Annotated in this window: 16 protein-coding genes; 14 read left to right on the forward strand and 2 right to left on the reverse strand. The window is 64.1% G+C overall.

Features of this window, described 5'->3' with window-relative positions:
- Window positions 1-3 precede the first annotated feature (3 nt).
- Genes ligA through P6U24_RS13135 form a run of 3 tightly spaced genes read left to right on the forward strand, consistent with a single transcriptional unit; the run spans window position 4 to window position 2,208 of the window.
- Window positions 4-393 carry a protocatechuate 4,5-dioxygenase subunit alpha gene (ligA, locus tag P6U24_RS13125; RefSeq protein WP_407159519.1) on the forward strand — a complete coding sequence of 130 codons (390 nt, stop codon included), beginning with the start codon at window positions 4-6 and terminating at the stop codon, window positions 391-393.
- A complete protein-coding gene (locus P6U24_RS13130; RefSeq protein WP_407159520.1) occupies window positions 393-1,247 on the forward strand; it encodes a class III extradiol dioxygenase subunit beta in 855 nt (284 codons plus the stop codon). Before ligA ends, P6U24_RS13130 begins: the two co-directional genes overlap by 1 nt.
- Before the next feature lies 1 nt (window position 1,248).
- Entirely contained in the window at window positions 1,249-2,208 is a 960-nt protein-coding gene (locus P6U24_RS13135; RefSeq protein WP_407159521.1) for a Gfo/Idh/MocA family oxidoreductase, read from the forward strand.
- A gap of 214 nt (window positions 2,209-2,422) precedes the next feature.
- On the opposite strand, the gene P6U24_RS13140 is transcribed toward P6U24_RS13135, so the two are convergent.
- Window positions 2,423-3,328, reverse strand: a complete 906-nt coding sequence (locus tag P6U24_RS13140) for a helix-turn-helix domain-containing protein (RefSeq protein ID WP_407159522.1) — start codon at window positions 3,326-3,328, stop codon at window positions 2,423-2,425.
- Window positions 3,329-3,389: 61 nt separating this feature from the next.
- On the opposite strand from P6U24_RS13140, the gene pobA reads away from it, so the two are divergent.
- The 9 genes from pobA (at window position 3,390) to P6U24_RS13185 (ending at window position 14,669) form a co-directional block, all read left to right on the forward strand.
- Entirely contained in the window at window positions 3,390-4,562 is a 1,173-nt protein-coding gene (gene pobA / locus P6U24_RS13145) for a 4-hydroxybenzoate 3-monooxygenase (protein ID WP_407159523.1), read from the forward strand.
- A gap of 135 nt (window positions 4,563-4,697) precedes the next feature.
- Window positions 4,698-6,317: a tannase/feruloyl esterase family alpha/beta hydrolase gene (locus P6U24_RS13150; protein WP_407160442.1), complete on the forward strand. Its 1,620-nt coding sequence runs from the start codon at window positions 4,698-4,700 to the stop codon at window positions 6,315-6,317.
- Window positions 6,318-6,409: 92 nt separating this feature from the next.
- Window positions 6,410-7,438, forward strand: a complete 1,029-nt coding sequence (locus tag P6U24_RS13155; protein ID WP_407159524.1) for a LacI family DNA-binding transcriptional regulator — start codon at window positions 6,410-6,412, stop codon at window positions 7,436-7,438.
- Window positions 7,439-7,522: 84 nt separating this feature from the next.
- A complete protein-coding gene (gene xylB / locus P6U24_RS13160; RefSeq protein WP_407159525.1) occupies window positions 7,523-8,980 on the forward strand; it encodes a xylulokinase in 1,458 nt (485 codons plus the stop codon).
- Window positions 8,977-10,296 carry a xylose isomerase gene (xylA, locus tag P6U24_RS13165; protein ID WP_407159526.1) on the forward strand — a complete coding sequence of 440 codons (1,320 nt, stop codon included), beginning with the start codon at window positions 8,977-8,979 and terminating at the stop codon, window positions 10,294-10,296. Before xylB ends, xylA begins: the two co-directional genes overlap by 4 nt.
- Before the next feature lie 69 nt (window positions 10,297-10,365).
- On the forward strand, window positions 10,366-11,154 hold the full coding sequence (locus P6U24_RS13170; protein WP_407159527.1) for an ATP-binding cassette domain-containing protein: 789 nt from the start codon (window positions 10,366-10,368) through the stop codon (window positions 11,152-11,154).
- On the forward strand, window positions 11,154-12,236 hold the full coding sequence (locus tag P6U24_RS13175) for an ABC transporter permease (protein ID WP_407159528.1): 1,083 nt from the start codon (window positions 11,154-11,156) through the stop codon (window positions 12,234-12,236). Before P6U24_RS13170 ends, P6U24_RS13175 begins: the two co-directional genes overlap by 1 nt.
- Before the next feature lie 84 nt (window positions 12,237-12,320).
- A complete protein-coding gene (locus tag P6U24_RS13180; RefSeq protein WP_407159529.1) occupies window positions 12,321-13,256 on the forward strand; it encodes a sugar-binding protein in 936 nt (311 codons plus the stop codon).
- A 978-nt stretch (window positions 13,257-14,234) separates the two neighbouring features.
- The gene (locus P6U24_RS13185; protein ID WP_407159530.1) at window positions 14,235-14,669 is read left to right on the forward strand and encodes a CHRD domain-containing protein; all 435 of its coding nucleotides are present in this window, start codon (window positions 14,235-14,237) and stop codon (window positions 14,667-14,669) included.
- A 216-nt stretch (window positions 14,670-14,885) separates the two neighbouring features.
- On the opposite strand, the gene P6U24_RS13190 is transcribed toward P6U24_RS13185, so the two are convergent.
- Entirely contained in the window at window positions 14,886-16,478 is a 1,593-nt protein-coding gene (locus P6U24_RS13190; protein WP_407159531.1) for an EAL domain-containing protein, read from the reverse strand.
- 141 nt (window positions 16,479-16,619) lie between these two features.
- On the opposite strand from P6U24_RS13190, the gene P6U24_RS13195 reads away from it, so the two are divergent.
- Both P6U24_RS13195 and P6U24_RS13200 read left to right on the forward strand, forming a co-directional pair.
- Window positions 16,620-17,387, forward strand: coding sequence for a methyltransferase domain-containing protein (locus P6U24_RS13195; RefSeq protein WP_407159532.1), 768 nt, complete (start codon window positions 16,620-16,622; stop codon window positions 17,385-17,387).
- A 16-nt stretch (window positions 17,388-17,403) separates the two neighbouring features.
- Complete coding sequence (locus P6U24_RS13200; protein WP_407160443.1) at window positions 17,404-18,060, forward strand: nucleoside/nucleotide kinase family protein; 657 nt, start codon at window positions 17,404-17,406, stop codon at window positions 18,058-18,060.
- The last annotated feature ends 40 nt before the right edge of the window (window positions 18,061-18,100 follow it).

Raw genomic sequence — 18,100 nt, forward strand, 5'->3', positions numbered from 1 at the left:
TCGATGTCGCTCGACAAGCCCTACATGAACGTTCCCGGCACGACCATCTTCGACGCCGACATGTCGCGCCAGGGCTATCATCTGAACCAGTTCTGCATGTCGTTGATGAAGGCGGAGAACCGCGCCCGATTCAAGGCCAATGAGCGCGCTTATCTCGACGAATGGCCAATGACCGAAGAGCAGAAGCAGGCGGTGCTCGATCGCGATCTCAACCGCTGCATCGCGCTTGGCGGCAACATCTATTTTCTCGCCAAGATCGGCGCCACCGACGGCAAGAGCTTTCAGCAGATGGCGGGCTCCATGACCGGTATGACCGAAGAACAATATCGCGAGATGATGATCAAGGGCGGCCGTTCGATCGAGGGCAACCGCTACACCGGGGAGAAGAAGTGATGGCCCGTATCACGGCAAGCGTTTACACCTCGCACGTCCCGGCGATCGGCGCCGCGCTCGACCTCGGCAAAACGCAGGAAGACTATTGGAAGCCGGTATTCGCAGGCTACGACTTCGCCAAGCAGTGGGAGAAGCAGCAGAAGCCGGATGTCGTGTTCCTGGTCTTCAACGATCACGCCACCGCGTTCAGCCTGGAGATGATCCCGACCTTCGCGATCGGCACTGCGGCCGAATACACCCCGGCCGATGAGGGTTGGGGACCGCGTCCGGTGCCGAAGGTGATCGGACATCCGAAGCTCGCGGCGCATATCGCGCAGTCGGTGATCCAGGACGATTTCGACCTCACCATCGTCAACAAGATGGATGTCGACCACGGATTGACCGTGCCGCTCAGCCTGGTGTTCGGTCAGGTCGATGCCTGGCCGTGCCCGATCATCCCGTTCGCGGTCAATGTGGTGCAATATCCGGTACCGTCCGGCCGGCGCTGCTTCATGCTCGGCAAGGCGATCCGGAAGGCGATTGAATCCTATGACGAGCCGCTGAATGTGCAGATCTGGGGCACCGGCGGCATGAGCCACCAGTTGCAGGGACCGCGCGCTGGCCTGATCAACCGCGAGTGGGACAATGCCTTCCTCGATCAGCTCATCAACGATCCGGAAGGCCTGTCGAAGATGCCGCATATCGACTATGTGCGCGAGGCGGGCAGCGAGGGCATCGAGCTCGTCATGTGGCTGATCGCGCGGGGGGCGATGAGCGACGTCAATGGCGGCCACAAGCCGAAGGTGCTGCATCGCTTCTACCACGTGCCCGCGAGCAACACGGCGGTCGGTCACCTGATCCTGGAGAACACCTGATATGGCAAAGACCATCAAGGTCGCGCTCGCCGGCGCCGGCGCGTTCGGCATCAAGCACCTCGACGGCATCAAGAACATTCCTGACGTCGAGGTGGTGTCGCTGGTCGGCCGCAGGCTGGAACAGACGAAGGAAGTCGCCGACAAATACGGCATCAAGCACGTCTCGACCGAACTCGCCGACAGTTTGAAGCTGGGCGAGGTCGATGCCGTGATCCTCTGCACGCCGACGCAGATGCATGCGGCGCAAGCGATCGCATGTCTGAACGCCGGCAAGCATGTGCAGGTCGAGATTCCGCTGGCGGACTCACTGGAGGATGCGCAGGCTGTGGTTGACCTTCAGAAGAAAACGGGCCTGGTCGCGATGTGCGGCCACACAAGGCGCTTCAATCCCAGCCATCAATGGGTGCACAAGAAGATCAAGGCGGGCGAATTCCACATCCAGCAGATGGATGTGCAGACCTACTTCTTCCGCCGCACCAACATGAACGCGCTCGGCCAGCCGCGGAGCTGGACCGATCATCTGCTCTGGCACCACGCCGCCCACACCGTCGATCTGTTCGCTTACCAAGTGGGCTCGCCGATCGTGAAGGCCAATGCCGTGCAGGGTCCGATACATCCGACGCTCGGCATCGCGATGGACATGTCGATCCAGCTCAAGGCGGCCAATGGTGCGATCTGCACGCTGTCGCTGTCGTTCAACAATGACGGCCCGCTCGGCACCTTCTTCCGCTATATCGGCGACACCGGCACCTATATCGCGCGCTACGACGATCTCGTGAACGGCAAGGAGGAGAAGATCGACGTCTCCAAGGTCGATGTCTCCATGAACGGAATCGAGCTGCAGGACCGCGAATTCTTCGCCGCCATCCGCGAGGGCCGCGACCCCAACGCCTCCGTCGCCCAGGTGCTGCCGTGCTATCAGGTGCTGCACGATCTCGATCAGCAGCTGGCAAAGGGGTGAGCGTCGCGCGCTGACTCGTAGGGTGGGCAATGCGAAGCGTACCCACCTTTTGCAGTCGTGACGACGAAAGAAGGTGGGCACGGCGCGGTGCGCCTTTGCCCACCCTACACGCTGATCATGAATCGTCATTGCGAGGAGCGAAGCGACGAAGCAATCCAGACTTCCTTCGCGACTCTGGATTGCTTCGCTTCGCTCGCAATGACGGATGCTGTAATCACTCCCCCCTCACCACCTTCTCACGAAATCGCCGCGGCGACAGCCCGGTCGCTCCCGCAAACAATCGGCTGAAATAGGCCGGATCATTGAAGCCGAGCGCGTAGGCGATCGTCGAGACCGGCAGATTGGTGTAGACAAGATTGCGCCGCGCCTCGCGGATGATGCGCTCCTGGATCAGTTCGGACGCAGCGTGCCCGGTTGCGCCCTTGGTCAATCGGCTGAGATGGGTTGGGCTGACCGACAGCGTGGCCGCGTAATCTGCCACAGCCCAATGCTCGAGAAAATGCTGCTCCAGCAGCGTCTCGAAGCGACGGAACAGGTCGGTGGCCCCAGTGCTGTCGGCCGCAGTCTTGTCCGCCAGCTCGCGCGCGACCAGGCCGAGCAAGGCCGATGTCAGCGATCGCAGCACGTGGGCACGGGCGAAATCCCTCCCGCCATATTCGGCATGGATCTGGGTCATCAAGGTCCGCATCTGCGGCGTCGCGCGGCTCACGCGCGACTCTGCAAGCGCTCGCCATAACCCTTCTGCCGGCGACAGTGCCTCATCCAGCATCTCTGTCGCGATCGTCAGCACGAAACCCTGCATGCCCGGGACGAAGGCGAAGCCATGGACGTGGCCGGTCGGCACATTGACCACGCGCATCGCCTTGAGCGGGTACACCTGTCCTTCGAGCGTCGCTTCGCCCGCGCCTTTCTCCACCAGCAGGATCTGATGCAGCCGTGCATGGCGGTGCGGCGTAAAGCGCCATCCCGTCAGCTGGGATCGCGCCGCAATGGTCTCGCAATGCACGACGTCAGGCAGATCGCCGGCCTCGCCGAACAGCGGATAGGTGCGGATCGTGGACTGGCTTTCGGTCGGGCGGGGCATGTTCGATTTGTACAAGATAAAGCGCAGTCGATCCATTCATCAAAGGCTGAAACGGGCTAAATTCGTCCAATAGCCAAAACTGCCCGCGGAGGAAACCATGCGCGTTCAGGTCTGCATCATCGGCGGTGGACCGTCGGGCCTGCTGCTGTCCCAGCTTCTTCACCTGCAGGGCATCGACACGATCGTGCTGGAGAGGGCGAGCCGGGATCATGTGCTGTCGCGCATCCGCGCCGGCGTGCTCGAGCACGGCTTTGCCGAGCTGATGCGCGAGGCGCAGTGCGGCGAGCGGATGGACCGTGAGGGCGAGATCCATCACGGCTTCAACATCGCCCATGACGGCGTGCTCGACCGCATCGATCTCTACAAATATTCCGGCGGCAATTCCGTGCTGGTCTACGGCCAGACCGAGGTGACGCGCGATCTCTACGAGGCACGCGACCGGCTCGGCGGCAAGGTGGTGCACAATGCAGCCGACGTGCAGCCGCACGACATCGCCTCCGGTCAGCCGTTCGTCACCTACCGCAGCGGTGACCAGACCATCCGGATCGATTGCGACTACATCATCGGTGCCGACGGCTTCCACGGCGTCAGCCGCAAATCGATCCCGAAGGACAAGCTTAGCGAATACGAGCGGGTCTATCCGTTTGGTTGGCTTGGGGTGCTGTCGCGAACCAAGCCGATCAACCCCGAGCTCATCTATGTCAAGCATGAGCGCGGCTTTGCGCTGTGCTCGATGCGCTCGCAGGTGCTGAGCCGCTATTACATCCAGGTTCCGCTGTCGGACAAGGTCGAGGACTGGAGTGATGACGCGTTCTGGGACGAGCTGAAACGACGCCTGCCGCCCCATGTCGCGACTGAGCTGATCACCGGACCCTCGATCGAGAAGAGCATTGCTCCCCTGCGCAGCTACGTCGCCGAGCCGATGCGCTACGGCCGGCTGTTCCTGGCCGGCGATGCGGCGCACATCTTCCCGCCGACCGGCGCGCGCGGGCTGAACAGCGCTGCGTCCGACATCTATTACCTCTATCACGGGCTGGTCGATCACTACAAAAAGAGTGACGACAAGGGGCTCGACGATTATTCGCAGCGCGCCTTGGCGCGGATCTGGAAGGCGCAGCGCTTCTCCTGGTGGATGACGATGCTGCTGCATCGCTTCCCCGATCGCATCGCCTATGAGGACAGACTGCAGGACACCGACATGGCTTATCTGTTCTCGTCGGAAGCCGCACAGAGATCGCTGGCGGAGAATTACGTCGGCCTGCCGTTCTAGTTGAGCAGATGATAAGCTCACGCTATCGACCTGCTGTAGGCGCAGGAATTGAGATCCTGGACAACGGGACCAAATGGCGAGGAAACGGAAATGACACGATATATCAGCGCGACGCATGCATGCGGCGCGGGCTTGATGCTGGCGATGGTGGCCTCTCCAGTGTTCGCAGATGGTCTCGTCGGCGATGCCGCGCAGACCTGCAGCGGTCTCGCAGGGGCTGCGCAGAACGGCGTGAAAATCGATTCCGCCGCTTTGCAAGCACCATCCGCGCTTGCGATCGCCGAAAAGGCTGGCTCGCCGGCCGCGCGCATCGCCCCGGCCAATCCAGCCTTCTGCAAGGTGCTCGGCCATATTGATCCCCGCGATCCCCAGGCGCCCCCGATCAAGTTCGAGGTCAACCTGCCGGCCGACTGGAACGGCCGCTCGCTGCAATATGGCGGCGGTGGCTTCAACGGCGTCCTGATCACCGGTCTTGCCTTGCCGCCGGCCTATCCGTTCGACAAGCCTTCGCCATTGGCGCGCGGCTTCGTCACCTATGGCACCGATTCCGGCCATGAGGCCAAGCCCGGCGAGCCGCCGCAGGTGTTCGCGCTCAACGACGAGGCGTTCGAGAACTTCGCGCATGTCGCCTACAAGAAGGTGCGCGATGCCGCGATCGAGCTGATGCAGCGGGCTTACGGCAAGACGCCGAGCAAAATGTACTTCATGGGCTCGTCGGAAGGCGGGCGCGAGGCGCTGACCATGGCGCAGCGTTATCCGGAGGATTTCGACGGCATCTTCGCCCGCGTGCCGGTCATCAATTGGGCCGGCCTGCAGCACGCCGGCACGCGCAGCGGGCTCGTGACCATGGGCGCGGGCTGGATCAATCCCGCGCAGGTGAAGCTGGTCGCCGATGCCGTCCGCAAGACCTGCGACAAGGCCGATGGCGTGGAAGACGGGCTTGTCGAGAATCCCGTCGGGTGCAAGGCGAGCTTCAAGGCTGAAACACTGCGCTGCGCGACCGGGCAGAGCGGCGACGAATGTCTGACCGATGCCCAGATCAAGGCGATCGACACCTTGCATGCGACCTACACGTTTCCCTTCGCGCTCGCCAATGGTCTTGACGACTATCCGGGGTGGGGCGTGTCTGGAGAAGACACGCCGGCCTTCGCCGCGGCGGGCGGCTGGATTTCCTGGTGGCTCGGCAAGGCGGCGCCGACGCAGCCGCCGAGCCCGGCAAATGGCATCGCATGGATCTACGGCGCCGGCGGTATCCAATACGTCTTCGCCCGCGATCCGAAGCTGGATGTGACCAGCTACAAGCCGGAGGAGCACAGAACGCGGGTGCTCGAAGTTTCCAAGCTGATGGATTCGACCGATCCTGATCTCAGCAAATTCCGCGCGCATGGCGGCAAGCTCGTGATGCTCGAGCACATGGCTGATTACGCGCAGAGCCCCTATGCCGGCATCCGCTATTTCGAGAATGTCGAGCGCAAGCTCGGTAAGACCGAGACGGCGGAATTCGCGCGCCTCTACACCGCGCCGGGCGTCGATCATGTCGGCTCCGGTGCGCCGGCGAATGTCGATATGCTGAGCGTGCTGGTCGACTGGGTCGAGAACGACAAGGCGCCCGGCGACCTCGAAGTGGTGGAGCAGAGGATCGAGGCGCCGTCCTTCACCACGACACGCAGCCTGCCGCTGTGCCGTTGGCCGGCCTGGCCGCACTACAAGTCGGGCCCGCCCAGCCAAGCCGCGAGCTTCACCTGCGCACCATAGCGCTGAGTGTTGAGCGCTGAGTGTTGAAACCTCAAAAATGAGTTGCGTACCTCAAGATTTCGGCTAGGCTCCCCCCAACGAAAGGGGAGGAGATGGACGCGCCGCTGACATTGCGGGACATCGCGCGGCAGGCAGGCGTGAGCCTCGCCACCGTCGATCGCGTGCTGCACAACCGCCCGGGTGTGCGGCCCGACACGGTCCGCCGTGTGAAGGAGGCGATGGAACGCAGCGCCTTCCAGCCGCATGCCGCCGCGTCCGAACTGGCGCGGGCGCGGTCGCGGCGCTTCGTTTTCGTGATGCCGTCCGGCGTCAATCTTTTCATGCAGCAAATCCAGACGCATCTCGGTGAGATGGCGAGCTGGCTCTCGGCGCGACGGCTTGCCGTCGAGATGCTGGAGACCGACGTGTTCGATCCAGCCATCCTGTCGGCGAGGCTCGAAGAGCTCGTTGGTCAGGTCGACGGCGTCGCGGTGGTCGCGCTGGATCATCCCAGCGTGCGCGCCGCGATCAATGATCTCGTCGATGGCGGCGCCAAGGTGGTGACCCTGGTGTCCGACGTGCCGTCGTCACGGCGACATCATTATGTCGGCATCGACAACATCGCTGCCGGCCGCACAGCCGGTGCGCTGGTCGGCCGCTTCGTCGGTGGACGGCAAGGCAGTGTCGCCATCGTCGCCGGCTCGCAGGCGTTGCGCGACCACGCCGAACGTATCTTCGGCTTCAATCAGGTGCTTTCCTCGGAATATCGGCACCTCAAGGTCTTGCCGGTCGTCGAGGGCCATGACGAGGATGACCGCTCGGAGCGCTTGATGGCGCGGCTGCTGCAGGAACATCGCGACATCGTCGGTCTCTACAATGTCGGTGCCGGCACATCGGGTGTGGCCAAGGCGCTGATCGACTCAGGACGCGCCGGCGAGATGATGTTCGTCGGCCATGATGTGACGGTGCTGACGCGCAAGCTTTTGTTGAACGGCGTGATGGATGCCGCGATCTCGCAAAACCCAGGGCACGAGGCGCGGGCGGCGGTGCGCGTGCTGCTGGCGCTCGCCCGCGGCGAGCCCATCCTGAGCGAACAGGAGACGATCCGTATCGACATCGTGATGCGGGACAATCTGCCGTGAGCCGCTAGCGGCGACGCGGAAGGAGGGCGATGGGACGGCGACAGACCGTCCGTCGTCCGCGCGAGAGTTAGGGAGGAGCGAGGCGTGTATCTCGGATTGGACGTCGGGACGTCCGGCGTGAAGGCGGTGCTGGAGGATGATGCGGGCGCGATGGTCGCTGCCGCCTCGCGCGCGCTGTCGCTGTCGCAGCCGGCCCCGCTGTGGTCCGAGCAGGATCCGGAGGCCTGGGTCTCCGCCACGATCGGCGCGGTCGACGATCTCGCAAAGAGCCATCCGCGCGAGACCGCGGCCGTCCGCGGCGTCGGACTGTCGGGCCAGATGCACGGCGCGACGTTGCTCGGCAAAGACGGGTGGCCGCTGCGTCCTGCGATCCTCTGGAATGATGGCCGCTCGCACGGAGAATGCGCCGAGCTGGAGCGCCGCTGCCCGGAGCTGCACGCGATTGCGGGCAATCTGGCGATGCCAGGCTTCACCGCGCCGAAGCTGCTGTGGGTGGCAAAGCAAGAGCCGGACGTGTTCGCGAAGCTCGCAAAGGTGCTGCTGCCCAAGGCCTATGTTCGCTACCGGCTGACCGGCGAGATGGTCGAGGACATGTCGGATGCGGCCGGCACCTTGTGGCTCGATGTCGGCCAGCGCCGCTGGTCGGAAACCGTACTTGCCGCGACCGGACTTGATCTCAGCCACATGCCGCGCCTCGTCGAGGGCAGCGAACCCAGCGCCGAACTCCATGGCGATCTCGCACGGCGCTGGGGCATGACCTCCCGCGTGGTCGTCGCCGGCGGCGCGGGTGATTGCGCCGCGAGCGCGATCGGGCTCGGCGCGATCGCGCCGGGTGATGCGTTCCTCTCGCTCGGCACCTCCGGCGTGCTGTTCCGCGTCACCGACCGGTTTGCGCCGCAGCCGGCGTCGGCGGTGCATGCGTTCTGCCATGCGCTGCCAAACCTCTGGCATCAGATGGGCGTGATGCTGTCTGCGGCGGCCTCGCTGTCGTGGCTCGCGCGCATCCTGGAAACATCCGAGGCCGATCTGCTGGCGCCGCTCGGCAATGCCGTCGCACGTCCAAGCCCGGTGCAGTTCCTGCCCTACCTCGATGGCGAGCGCACGCCGCACAACGATGCGGCGGCGGCGGCGTGCTTCGCCAATCTGCGCAGCGCGGCAGGACGGCAGGATCTCACGCAAGCCGTGCTCGAAGGCGTCGCCTTTGCCGCGCGCGACATGCTCGTCGCGCTCGGCGCCAGCGAACGGCCGATCACTGAGCTCGATTTCGTCGGCGGCGGGTCGCGTTCGGCGCTGTGGGCACAGATCGCGGCCGACGTGCTCGGCATCGTCGTGCACCGCGTCGAGGAGGGTGAGGTCGGCGCGGCCATGGGCGCGGCGCGGCTCGGCCGCTTGGCTGCGACCGGCGCCACCCCGGCTGACGTCTGCCGCCGGCCGCAGCGGCTCGCCAGTTTCGCGCCGCGCGCCGCGCTGGTCGATGCCTACAACGAATCCTATGCGCGCTGGCGCAAGCTCTATCCTGCCTTGAAGGAGTGCGCACAATGACCGCATCCACTTCGTTCTTCCAGACACCAGCGCCAATCGCCTATGGCGGAGCTGAGGCGAACAGTCCGCTCGCCTTCCGTTGGTACGACAAGGATCGTATCATTGCCGGCAAGCGGCTGGAGGACCATCTGCGCTTTGCCGTCTGCTACTGGCATTCGTTCTGCTGGCCGGGCAGCGATCCCTTTGGTGGCGAGACGTTCCTGCGGCCCTGGCAGCACGGCAGCGATCTCATGGCGATGGCGCGTGCCAAGGCCGATGTGGCCTTCGAGCTGTTCCGGTTGCTCGACGTGCCCTTCTTCACCTTCCACGATGTTGATGCGGCGCCGGAAGGCGCGACGCTGAAGGAGTCCGTCGCCAATCTGAACGCGATTGGCGACCTGTTCGAACAGAAGATGGCGTCCGCCAAGGTGCGGCTGCTGTGGGGCACCGCGAACCTGTTCTCGCATCGCCGCTACATGGCGGGGGCCGCCACCAATCCGGACCCGGACGTGTTCACTTACGCCGCGGGGCAGGTGCGCGCCGCGCTCGAAGTCACGCACCGGCTCGGCGGAGCGAACTACGTGCTGTGGGGCGGCCGCGAGGGCTATGAGACGCTGCTCAACACCGATATCGGCCGCGAGCTGGATCAGCTCGGCCGCTTCGTTTCTCTGGTCGTCGAGCACAAGCACAAGATCGGCTTCAAGGGCCCGATCCTGATCGAGCCGAAGCCGAAGGAGCCGACCAAGCACCAATATGATTTCGACGTCGCGACCTGCTACGGCTTCCTGAAGCGCTATGACCTCTTGAACGACGTCAAGCTCAATATCGAGCAGAACCACGCCATCCTCGCCGGCCATTCGTTCCAGCACGAGATCGCGCTGGCGCAGGCGCTCGGCGTGTTCGGCTCCATCGACATCAACCGCGGTGACGATCTGCTCGGCTGGGACACCGATCAGTTCGCGATGAACACGAGCGAGCTGGCGCTGGTTTTCCATGAGATCATCAAGGGCGGCGGGCTCGCCACCGGCGGGCTCAATTTCGATGCCAAGATCCGCCGCCAGTCGATCGATCCGGATGATCTGATCCACGCCCATGTCGGCTCGATGGATGCCTGCGCGCGGGCCTTCCTTGCCGCGGCCGACATGCTCGACGCCGGCGCGCTGACAGGGCCGCTTGCCGAGCGCTATGCCGGCTGGGATGGCGAGGAGGGCAAGGCGATTCTGGCCGGTCAACGCTCGCTCGCCGCACTTGCCGACCGCGCGATGGCGGGTCTCGATCCGCAGCCGCGCTCGGGCCGGCAGGAATATCTAGAAAGTGTGGTGAACCGCTATCTATAGTAGTGCTATCCATGACGCATAAAACGACGGTCGAACGACCGCGGCCAACGACAAGAGGGGAGGACCGCCATGAGCATCACGGCGGCGACAGGGGTACCGGTCATCGAGCCGGCCAGCGTGCCGGTGCTGGAGTTGAAGGGAATCGGTAAGCAGTTCGGCGCTATCCGCGCGCTGCACGGCGTCGATCTCACCGTTCGCGCCGGCGAGGTGATCGGTCTGATGGGCGACAACGGCGCCGGCAAGTCGACGTTGGTGCGGATCATCGCCGGCAATTTTCCGCCGAGCCAGGGCACCATCCGTTTCGATGGCCGCGAGGTGCATTTTCATCGCCCGGTGGATTCCCGCGCCGTCGGCATCGAGGTCGTCTATCAGGACCTCGCGCTCGCCAACAATCTGACGGCGGCCGCCAATGTCTTCCTGGGGCGCGAACTGAAGCGTTCCTTCGGCCCGATCAGGCTGCTCGATCACCGGGCGATGGAAACGCGGGCGCTGGAGCTGTTCCAAGAATTGCGCTCCGAGACGCGGCCGCATGACCTCGTCAAGGACATGTCCGGCGGCCAGCGCCAGGCGGTGGCGATCGCCCGGACGCGCCTCTCCAACGCCAAGCTCGTGATGATGGACGAGCCAACCGCGGCGATCTCGGTACGCCAGGTCGAGCAGGTGCTGGGCCTGATCCACCGGCTGAAGGAGCAGGGGATTGCTGTCATGCTGATCTCGCACCGCATGCCCGATATCTTCGCGGTCTGTGACCGTGTCGTCGTGATGCGCCGCGGCGAGAAGCGGGCTGACAAGCCGATCGCCGAGAGCTCGCCTGAAGAAGTGACTGCGCTGATTACCGGCGCCAAGGAGGCGGCGTGATGGCACAGCTCACGGATCATCCGGTCTCGTTCGCCAATATCGGCAAGACCCGCTGGTGGCATCGGGGCCTGTTCGCCTCGCAGACCGGCTATGTGCTGATCGCGCTCATCGCGCTGATCATCATCATGAACTTCGCCAGCCCTTATTTCTTTACCCAAGGCAATCTGCAGAACGTCGCCAAGAACTTCTCCTTCATCGCGATTGCGACGCTCGGCATCACCTTCGTCATCATCACCGGCGGCATCGATCTCTCGGTCGGCTCGCTGATGTGCTTTGCCGCGATGGTCACCTCGATGGTGATGACGGATCTGTCGACGCCCGGCGAGCCGCTGGCCTCGCTGTTCGTGCATCTTGGCGCCGACGGCAAGACGGTGGTCGCTAACGTGCCCGGCCTGATCCTGCTCGTCTCGGTGCTGTGCGGGTTTGCCGTGTCGCTCATCGTCGGTATCGTCAACGGCTTCTGCATCGCGGTGCTCGGCCTGTCGCCCTTCGTGACGACGCTCGGCATGCTCTCGATCGTGCGCGGGCTCGCCTATGTGATCTCGAACGGCAGGGGCAGCTTTCCGGGCGGACCGGACGCAGACTATTTCTACGCGCTGACGTCGGGCGACCTGTATGGACTGCCCGCGCCCTTTATCTACCTCATCGTGCTAGCGCTCGTGATGGCAGTAGTGCTGCATCATACGAGCTTCGGCCGCCACGTGTTTGCGCTCGGCGGCAACGAGAAGGCGGCCGAACTAACCGGCGTCGCGGTGACGCGGGTCAAGATCGCGGTCTATGTGATCGGCGCGCTCGCAGCCGGTCTGCAGGGCATCATCGTCTCCGGCTGGCTCGGCTCGGCGCCCGCCAACATGGCGACGTCCTACGAGCTGAACATCATTGCAGCGGCTGTCATCGGCGGCGCCAATCTTGCCGGCGGCATCGGCGGTCCGCTCGGCGCCATCGTCGGCTGCGTGCTGCTCGAGGTGATCCGCAACGGCCTGGTGCTGGCGCAGGTCAATTCCTACTGGCAGCAGACGCTGGTCGGCGTGATCATCATCGCAGCGGTGCTGGTGGATCGCATCCGCGCGCGCATGCTGTAAACGACCTGGCCGGGATGTGACAATCACGTCTATCCGATCCCGGCGTGGACAATGAACAGGGATAGACATGGAGGAGGGAAGGTAATGAAGAAGCTGTTGTTTGCCGCCGCCGCGCTTGCCATGCTGGTGGCGCCGGCCCAAGCCGAGACCAAATATCGTTTCGCAGTCGTGCCGAAAGCGATGAACAATCCGTTCTTCGATGTCGCGCGCGACGGCTGCATGAAGCGCGCCAAGGAGCTCGGCAACGTCGAGTGCATCTACAAGGGCCCGATCGAGCATGAGCCGGCGACCCAGGCGCAGATCATTCAGGACTTCATCACCCAGAAAGTCGATGGTCTGGCGATCTCGGTCGCGGACGTCGCCGCGATGACCAAGTCGATCGATGCGGCGACGGCGGCCGGCATTCCCGTCATCACCTTCGATGCGGACGCGCCAGGCTCCAAGCGCATCGCCTATATCGGCACCAACAACAAGGATTTCGGCCTCGCGCTCGGCAAGCAATTGCTGCAGCTGAGACCGGAAGGCGGCAAGTATGCCATGGTCTCCGGCGGACCCGGCGCCAAGAATCTCGCCGAGCGCGTCGACGGTGTGCGCGAGGCGCTGAAGGGCTCTAAGTGGACCGAGGTGGCGGGCTCGCCGACCTTCTGCAACGACGATTCCGCGCTGGCCGTGCAGCAGATGACCGACCTGCGCACCGCAACGCCGGATCTCGCTGCCATCGTGCCTGTCGGCGGCTGGCCGATGTTCGCGCCCGAAGGTTACAAAGCCTTCGTCAATCGCTACAAGAAGGACATCGACGCCGGCAAGCTCACGCTCGTTGTCGCCGACACGCTCAAGATGCAGCTCGAACTGCTGCGTGACGGCTATTCCAACGCGCTGACCGGTCAGCGTCCGTTCGAGATGGGCGAGAAGGCGATGGACACGCTGCTCGCGATCAAGAAGGGCGAGAAGGTGCCGGAGGTGATCTACACCGGCCTCGACCTCGTGACCAAAGACAACGTCGCACAGCTTCTGCACTGACAACGGTTCCTCCTGAGGAAAACTGGCGGTCCGGGCACGGCTTCGGTTGGCGTCCGGATCGCCGCTTTTTTGAATGAGGGGGGCATGCTTCCGCGGTGGATCATCCGATCCACGGTTTCAAACCGCTGATCGTCGAGAGCCTTTTCCGTTCCGATTGAATCGGAACGGGGCTCTAGCTTTTTGGTCGCGTTTTCTTGACGTGAACCGGTGTCACCTTCGCTTGAAAACGCTTTATGCTCCGCTGTCATCGTCCGGCTCGACCGGACGTTCAGTATTCACCGGCAGCATCGATTGAATCGAAAGGCCGCGGCGTATTGGATCGCCCGCCTGCGCGGACGATGACGCGCGTAGTTGGCGCTTGGCTCGCCATCGCTCCGATCTTCCGATTCCGGCAGCCGAGCAGCTACGGCTTCGCCTTCTCGCGGCGCATGTCGCCCGAGTGATGCGCTTCTCACGTGCCCTTCAAATAGTGACGAGACGGCCGCCATGCGCTGACGTGGGTCATCTCAAGCCACCGGCGAATCCGACCTGATTTGGTCTCTCGCGAACCAATCCGGGCTCTTAGAACGAGAAGACCACGACGGCCATGAGCGCGGTCGTGCCAATCCCCGCCAGCGCTATGAGAGCAAAGAACAACCGCTCATTGTTCTGCATGATACGCACTCACGCTAATTGTACTAAGATTAAAATACACGCTTCACGGGATGTTACAAGGGCAGACTCCAGGACGGTTGTTGAGCCACGACCCGGCAACGTGGGTTCCTGCTCACGTGGCCGCGCCACTAGGGTGATTGGCGAACTGGCGCGAGGCGGGATCGATGACAGCAGGCTGCCCGACAGCAATTGGGTGACGGAGCGTATCGCCTGGGCCGTCGGAGCGGGACAGACTCGAATCGGATAACCTCGCTGCGATCGGAATTTGCACCGGTTCTCGGTGTTTCAACCGGCGCAAGGTCGAACGCGCGTGGGGAGGATACGATGAAGAGTGCGATAAGCCCGGCTGCCGCCGCGGTCGTCGGCGTTGCAGTGTTGCTCGTGGCCACAGCTGCCCGCGCTGAGATGGTCAAATTGCAGGCCGAACTCAAGGGCAGCAATGAGGTGCCGCCCAATGCCAGCACCGGCTCCGGCACGGCGGAGGCGACCTTCGATACCGACACCAAGTTCCTGACCTACACCGTCACCTATTCGGGCCTGACCGGACCGGCGATGGGTGCGCATTTCCATGGGCCGAGCGAGGCCGGCAAGAACGCCGGCATCGTCCTGCCGTTCAAGACCGTGCAAAGCCCGATCCAGGGCACGGCGACGCTGACGGACACGCAAGCTGCCGATCTGCTCGCCGGCAAGTGGTATGCAAACATCCACACCGCGGCCAATCCGGGCGGCGAGCTGCGCGGCCAGATGACGAAAGAGTAGCAATCGTAAAGACGCGACTTCCAGGTCGTCATTGCGAGGAGCGGCAGCGATTAGAACGCGATCATGGCGGCACGTCATTGCGAGCAAAGCGAAGCAATCCAGAGCCAAGAAGGAAGCCTGGATTGCTTCGTGCGCTTCGCTCCTCGCAATGACGAGCGCCAGTAATTGTGGATGGTACGTGCGAATGGGTCGGATGATCAGAGCTTTGAAACACTACTAAGCGACCAGCGTAGCCTCCGCCGCGGCGTTGCCCGTCGTTGCCGCCGATCGGCGCGTCTCAAGCAGCGCGAGGAATTTGGGCAAGGGCAGGGGCGGTGCGACGAGATAGCCCTGGCCTTCCTCGACGCCGCAGGCGATCAGCGCCTTGGCCTGCTCCTTGGTCTCGATGCCCTCGGCGACCACCGTCATCTGCAGATCGATGGCAAGCCCCACCAGCATCTCGATAATCGCCGTGGTCGAGGCATCGACCGTGACGGTGTCGACGAAGAACTTGTCGATCTTGATCGTGTTGGCGCCGAGCCCCTTCAGGCGCGACAGCCCGCTGTGGCCGGTGCCGACGTCGTCGATGGCGACGCGGAAGCCGTGTTCGCGCAGCTCGCGCACCACACTTGCGGCGCGGGTGAGATCGTCGAGCTCGTCGCGCTCGGTCACTTCGACCACGATCTGACGCGTCGAGACCTTGGCCGTCAACACGACGCGGCGCAGCGCCTCGACGAAGCCGGGGCTCAAGAGATGCTTCGGCACCACGTTGAACGACAGCTTGAAATCCTTATCCTGCCTGAGCAGCGGCTGTAGGCCGGAGAGCGCGCGCTGCAGGATCTGCCAGGTCATGTTCTGGATGCGGCCGCTGGACTCGGCGAGCGGGATGAAGCTCATGGGCGGAACGACCGAGCCGTCGTCACGCAGCCACCGCGCCAGGATCTCGCAGCCCTTGATCTGGCCGGTCCTGAGATCGAAGATCGGCTGAAAATAGGGTGCGAACTCGCCGCGTGCGAGCGCACGATCGAGATCGGCGACCGGGCCCTGGCTGCGAAGCGACCGCGCCAGGAGACCACCGAAGACCACGCCAAGGGTGAGTGAGACTGCGATCGCCGGCCAATAGGTCTCGCCGTTCCAGCTCGATAGCGCACTGCGCTCGACATCGATGGCCGCGCGCAGCGGATAGCGTGCGGAGCTCATGGCAAATTCGGTCGGCTCTCGCAGCGGCTTATCGGCTTCGGACCTGAACGCGCCGAGCGTCTCGCCATTGCTCAGCGCGAGCACCACCTTGCTGTGGGCGCGCAGTTCGGCCGGCATGATGTCGAGCAGGCTGTCGTTGATGCCGATGACGGCAACCAGCGCCTTTTTGTGATTGATGTCCCTGAGGACGCCGAGCGCGTCGCCGCCGAACTGCTCGACACGGAAGACGAACAGCCTGCCGTCGCGTGATGCCAGCATGTCGGAGCGCGAGACCCAGCCATTGTCGAACTCCAGCGTCTCGGAATAGGCTGAGCAGATCACCGAGCCATCGGCGTTGGCGAGGCGGATGTCCTTCACCGCGGAGCGCTGGTACACATGCAGCCGGATCGCCTGCAGCGAACCCGGCTCGCAAGTGGTGAGGCCCCGGCTTGCCAGCTGGTCAAGACTGGCGGCGCCGAAATCGACCGCGAATTCCGCGCGCCGCAGCACGATTTCGGTGAGTTCAAGGATCTGCCGCGCCTGCTGGCGATGGATCAGGGTCGTCGCGGTGAGGTGGCCCGCCAGTCCAAAGACCAACGTGCTCGCAAGCACGAGCGCCGGGAAAGCGAATTTCGGCCGTCTTGGACTCATCCGGCGCATCGTGGTTAAGGAAGAGTGACCTCCATCTTACTCGGCAGGCCCTAAGATAAGGTGTAAGAGCATCGCGCATTATTCAGTATTGAAGCTGCGCCATGCGTGATGACGCGCACAACGTCGGGAGTGGAATATCGAATGGCCATCCATGAAGCTGCACAGCAGGGGTACTCGAACGAGTCCTCGACCTATCAGCGCGGGCGCCCCGAATATCCGGCCGACCTGCTCGGCTGGCTCGAGCGTGATCTCGGCGCGAGCGCGGGCGCTGCGGTCGTCGACCTCGGCGCCGGGACGGGAAAGTTCACCAAGCTGCTCGCGCGCCTTGGCGCCAGCGTCACCGCCATCGAGCCCGTCGATGCCATGCGCGAGCAGCTGGTCCAGGCCGTGCCCGGCGTCCGCGCGCTGCCGGGTAGCGCCGAACGCATGCCGCTCGAGGACGCTTGCGTCGATGCGGTGGCCTGTGCCCAGGCCTTTCATTGGTTTGCGAACGAGGCCGCCTTGCGCGAGATCCACCGCGTGCTGCGGCCGCGCGGGCGGCTGGGCCTCGTCTGGAACGTTCGCGACGAGACGGTCGACTGGGTTGCCGCGATCAGCAAAATCATCACGCCCTACGAGGGCAATGTGCCGCGCCATTACACCGGCCGCTGGCGACAACCGTTCGAAGGACAGGACCTGTTCACGCCGCTGCAGCGGACTGTCTTCGCGCACAGCCATGTCGGCGGCTTCGACCAGGTGGTGATCGATCGGTTCATGTCCGTCAGCTTCATCGCGGCCTTGCCGGACGAGAGGAAGCGCGACGTCGAAGCGCGCCTGCGCGAGCTGCAGGAGGTCTTTCCGGAGCTGCGACAGGAGAGGGTCGCGTTTCCCTACCAGACCGAAGCCTGGCTCAGTGAGCGCAGGGGATAGCAGGCCCGTGGCCGCCATGCCGGAAGAACCGATCGATCTCGCTGGTCTGCTCACGCATCTGCGCCGTACGCAAGGGTCGGCGCGCAGGCTGGTCGCCATCGCCGGTCCGCCCGGCGCGGGCAAGAGCACGGTGGCCGGGACGCTGTGTGCGCAGCTCAATCAGCACGAAGCCGCCTTCGCGCGCATCCTCGCCATGGACGGCTTCCATTTCGACGATCGCGTGCTGGAGGAGAGGGGCCTGCGCGCCCGCAAGGGCGCGCCTGAGACGTTCGACGTCGACGGTCTCGCCGCCATGCTCGACCGTCTGCGCGCCGATGACGGCCGCGATATCGCGGTGCCGGTGTTCGATCGCGCGCTGGAAATCGCGCGCGCCGGCGCGGAGATCGTTCCTGCCGCCGCGCGCATCGTGATCGTCGAAGGCAACTACCTTCTGCTGGATGATCCGGCGCATCCAGCCTGGGCTGGTCTTGCGCCACGGTTCGATACCACCGTCATGGTGGAGGTGCCGCGCGGGCGCCTCGCCGAGCGGCTTGCCGCGCGCTGGCGCGACTTCGGCCTTGATGACGCGATGGTGAGAAGCAAGGTGGAGGGCAACGATCTCGTCAACGCCGACCTCGTCATCGCGCGCAGCCGTGCGGCCGATTTCCGCTTGCGCAATGACGATGCGCCTTGACTATTTCTGCAACTGGACAAGTTCGCCCGTGCCCGCGCAT

The organism is Bradyrhizobium sp. STM 3557 (genome assembly GCF_045571465.1).
In the GTDB taxonomy this organism is placed as follows: domain Bacteria; phylum Pseudomonadota; class Alphaproteobacteria; order Rhizobiales; family Xanthobacteraceae; genus Bradyrhizobium.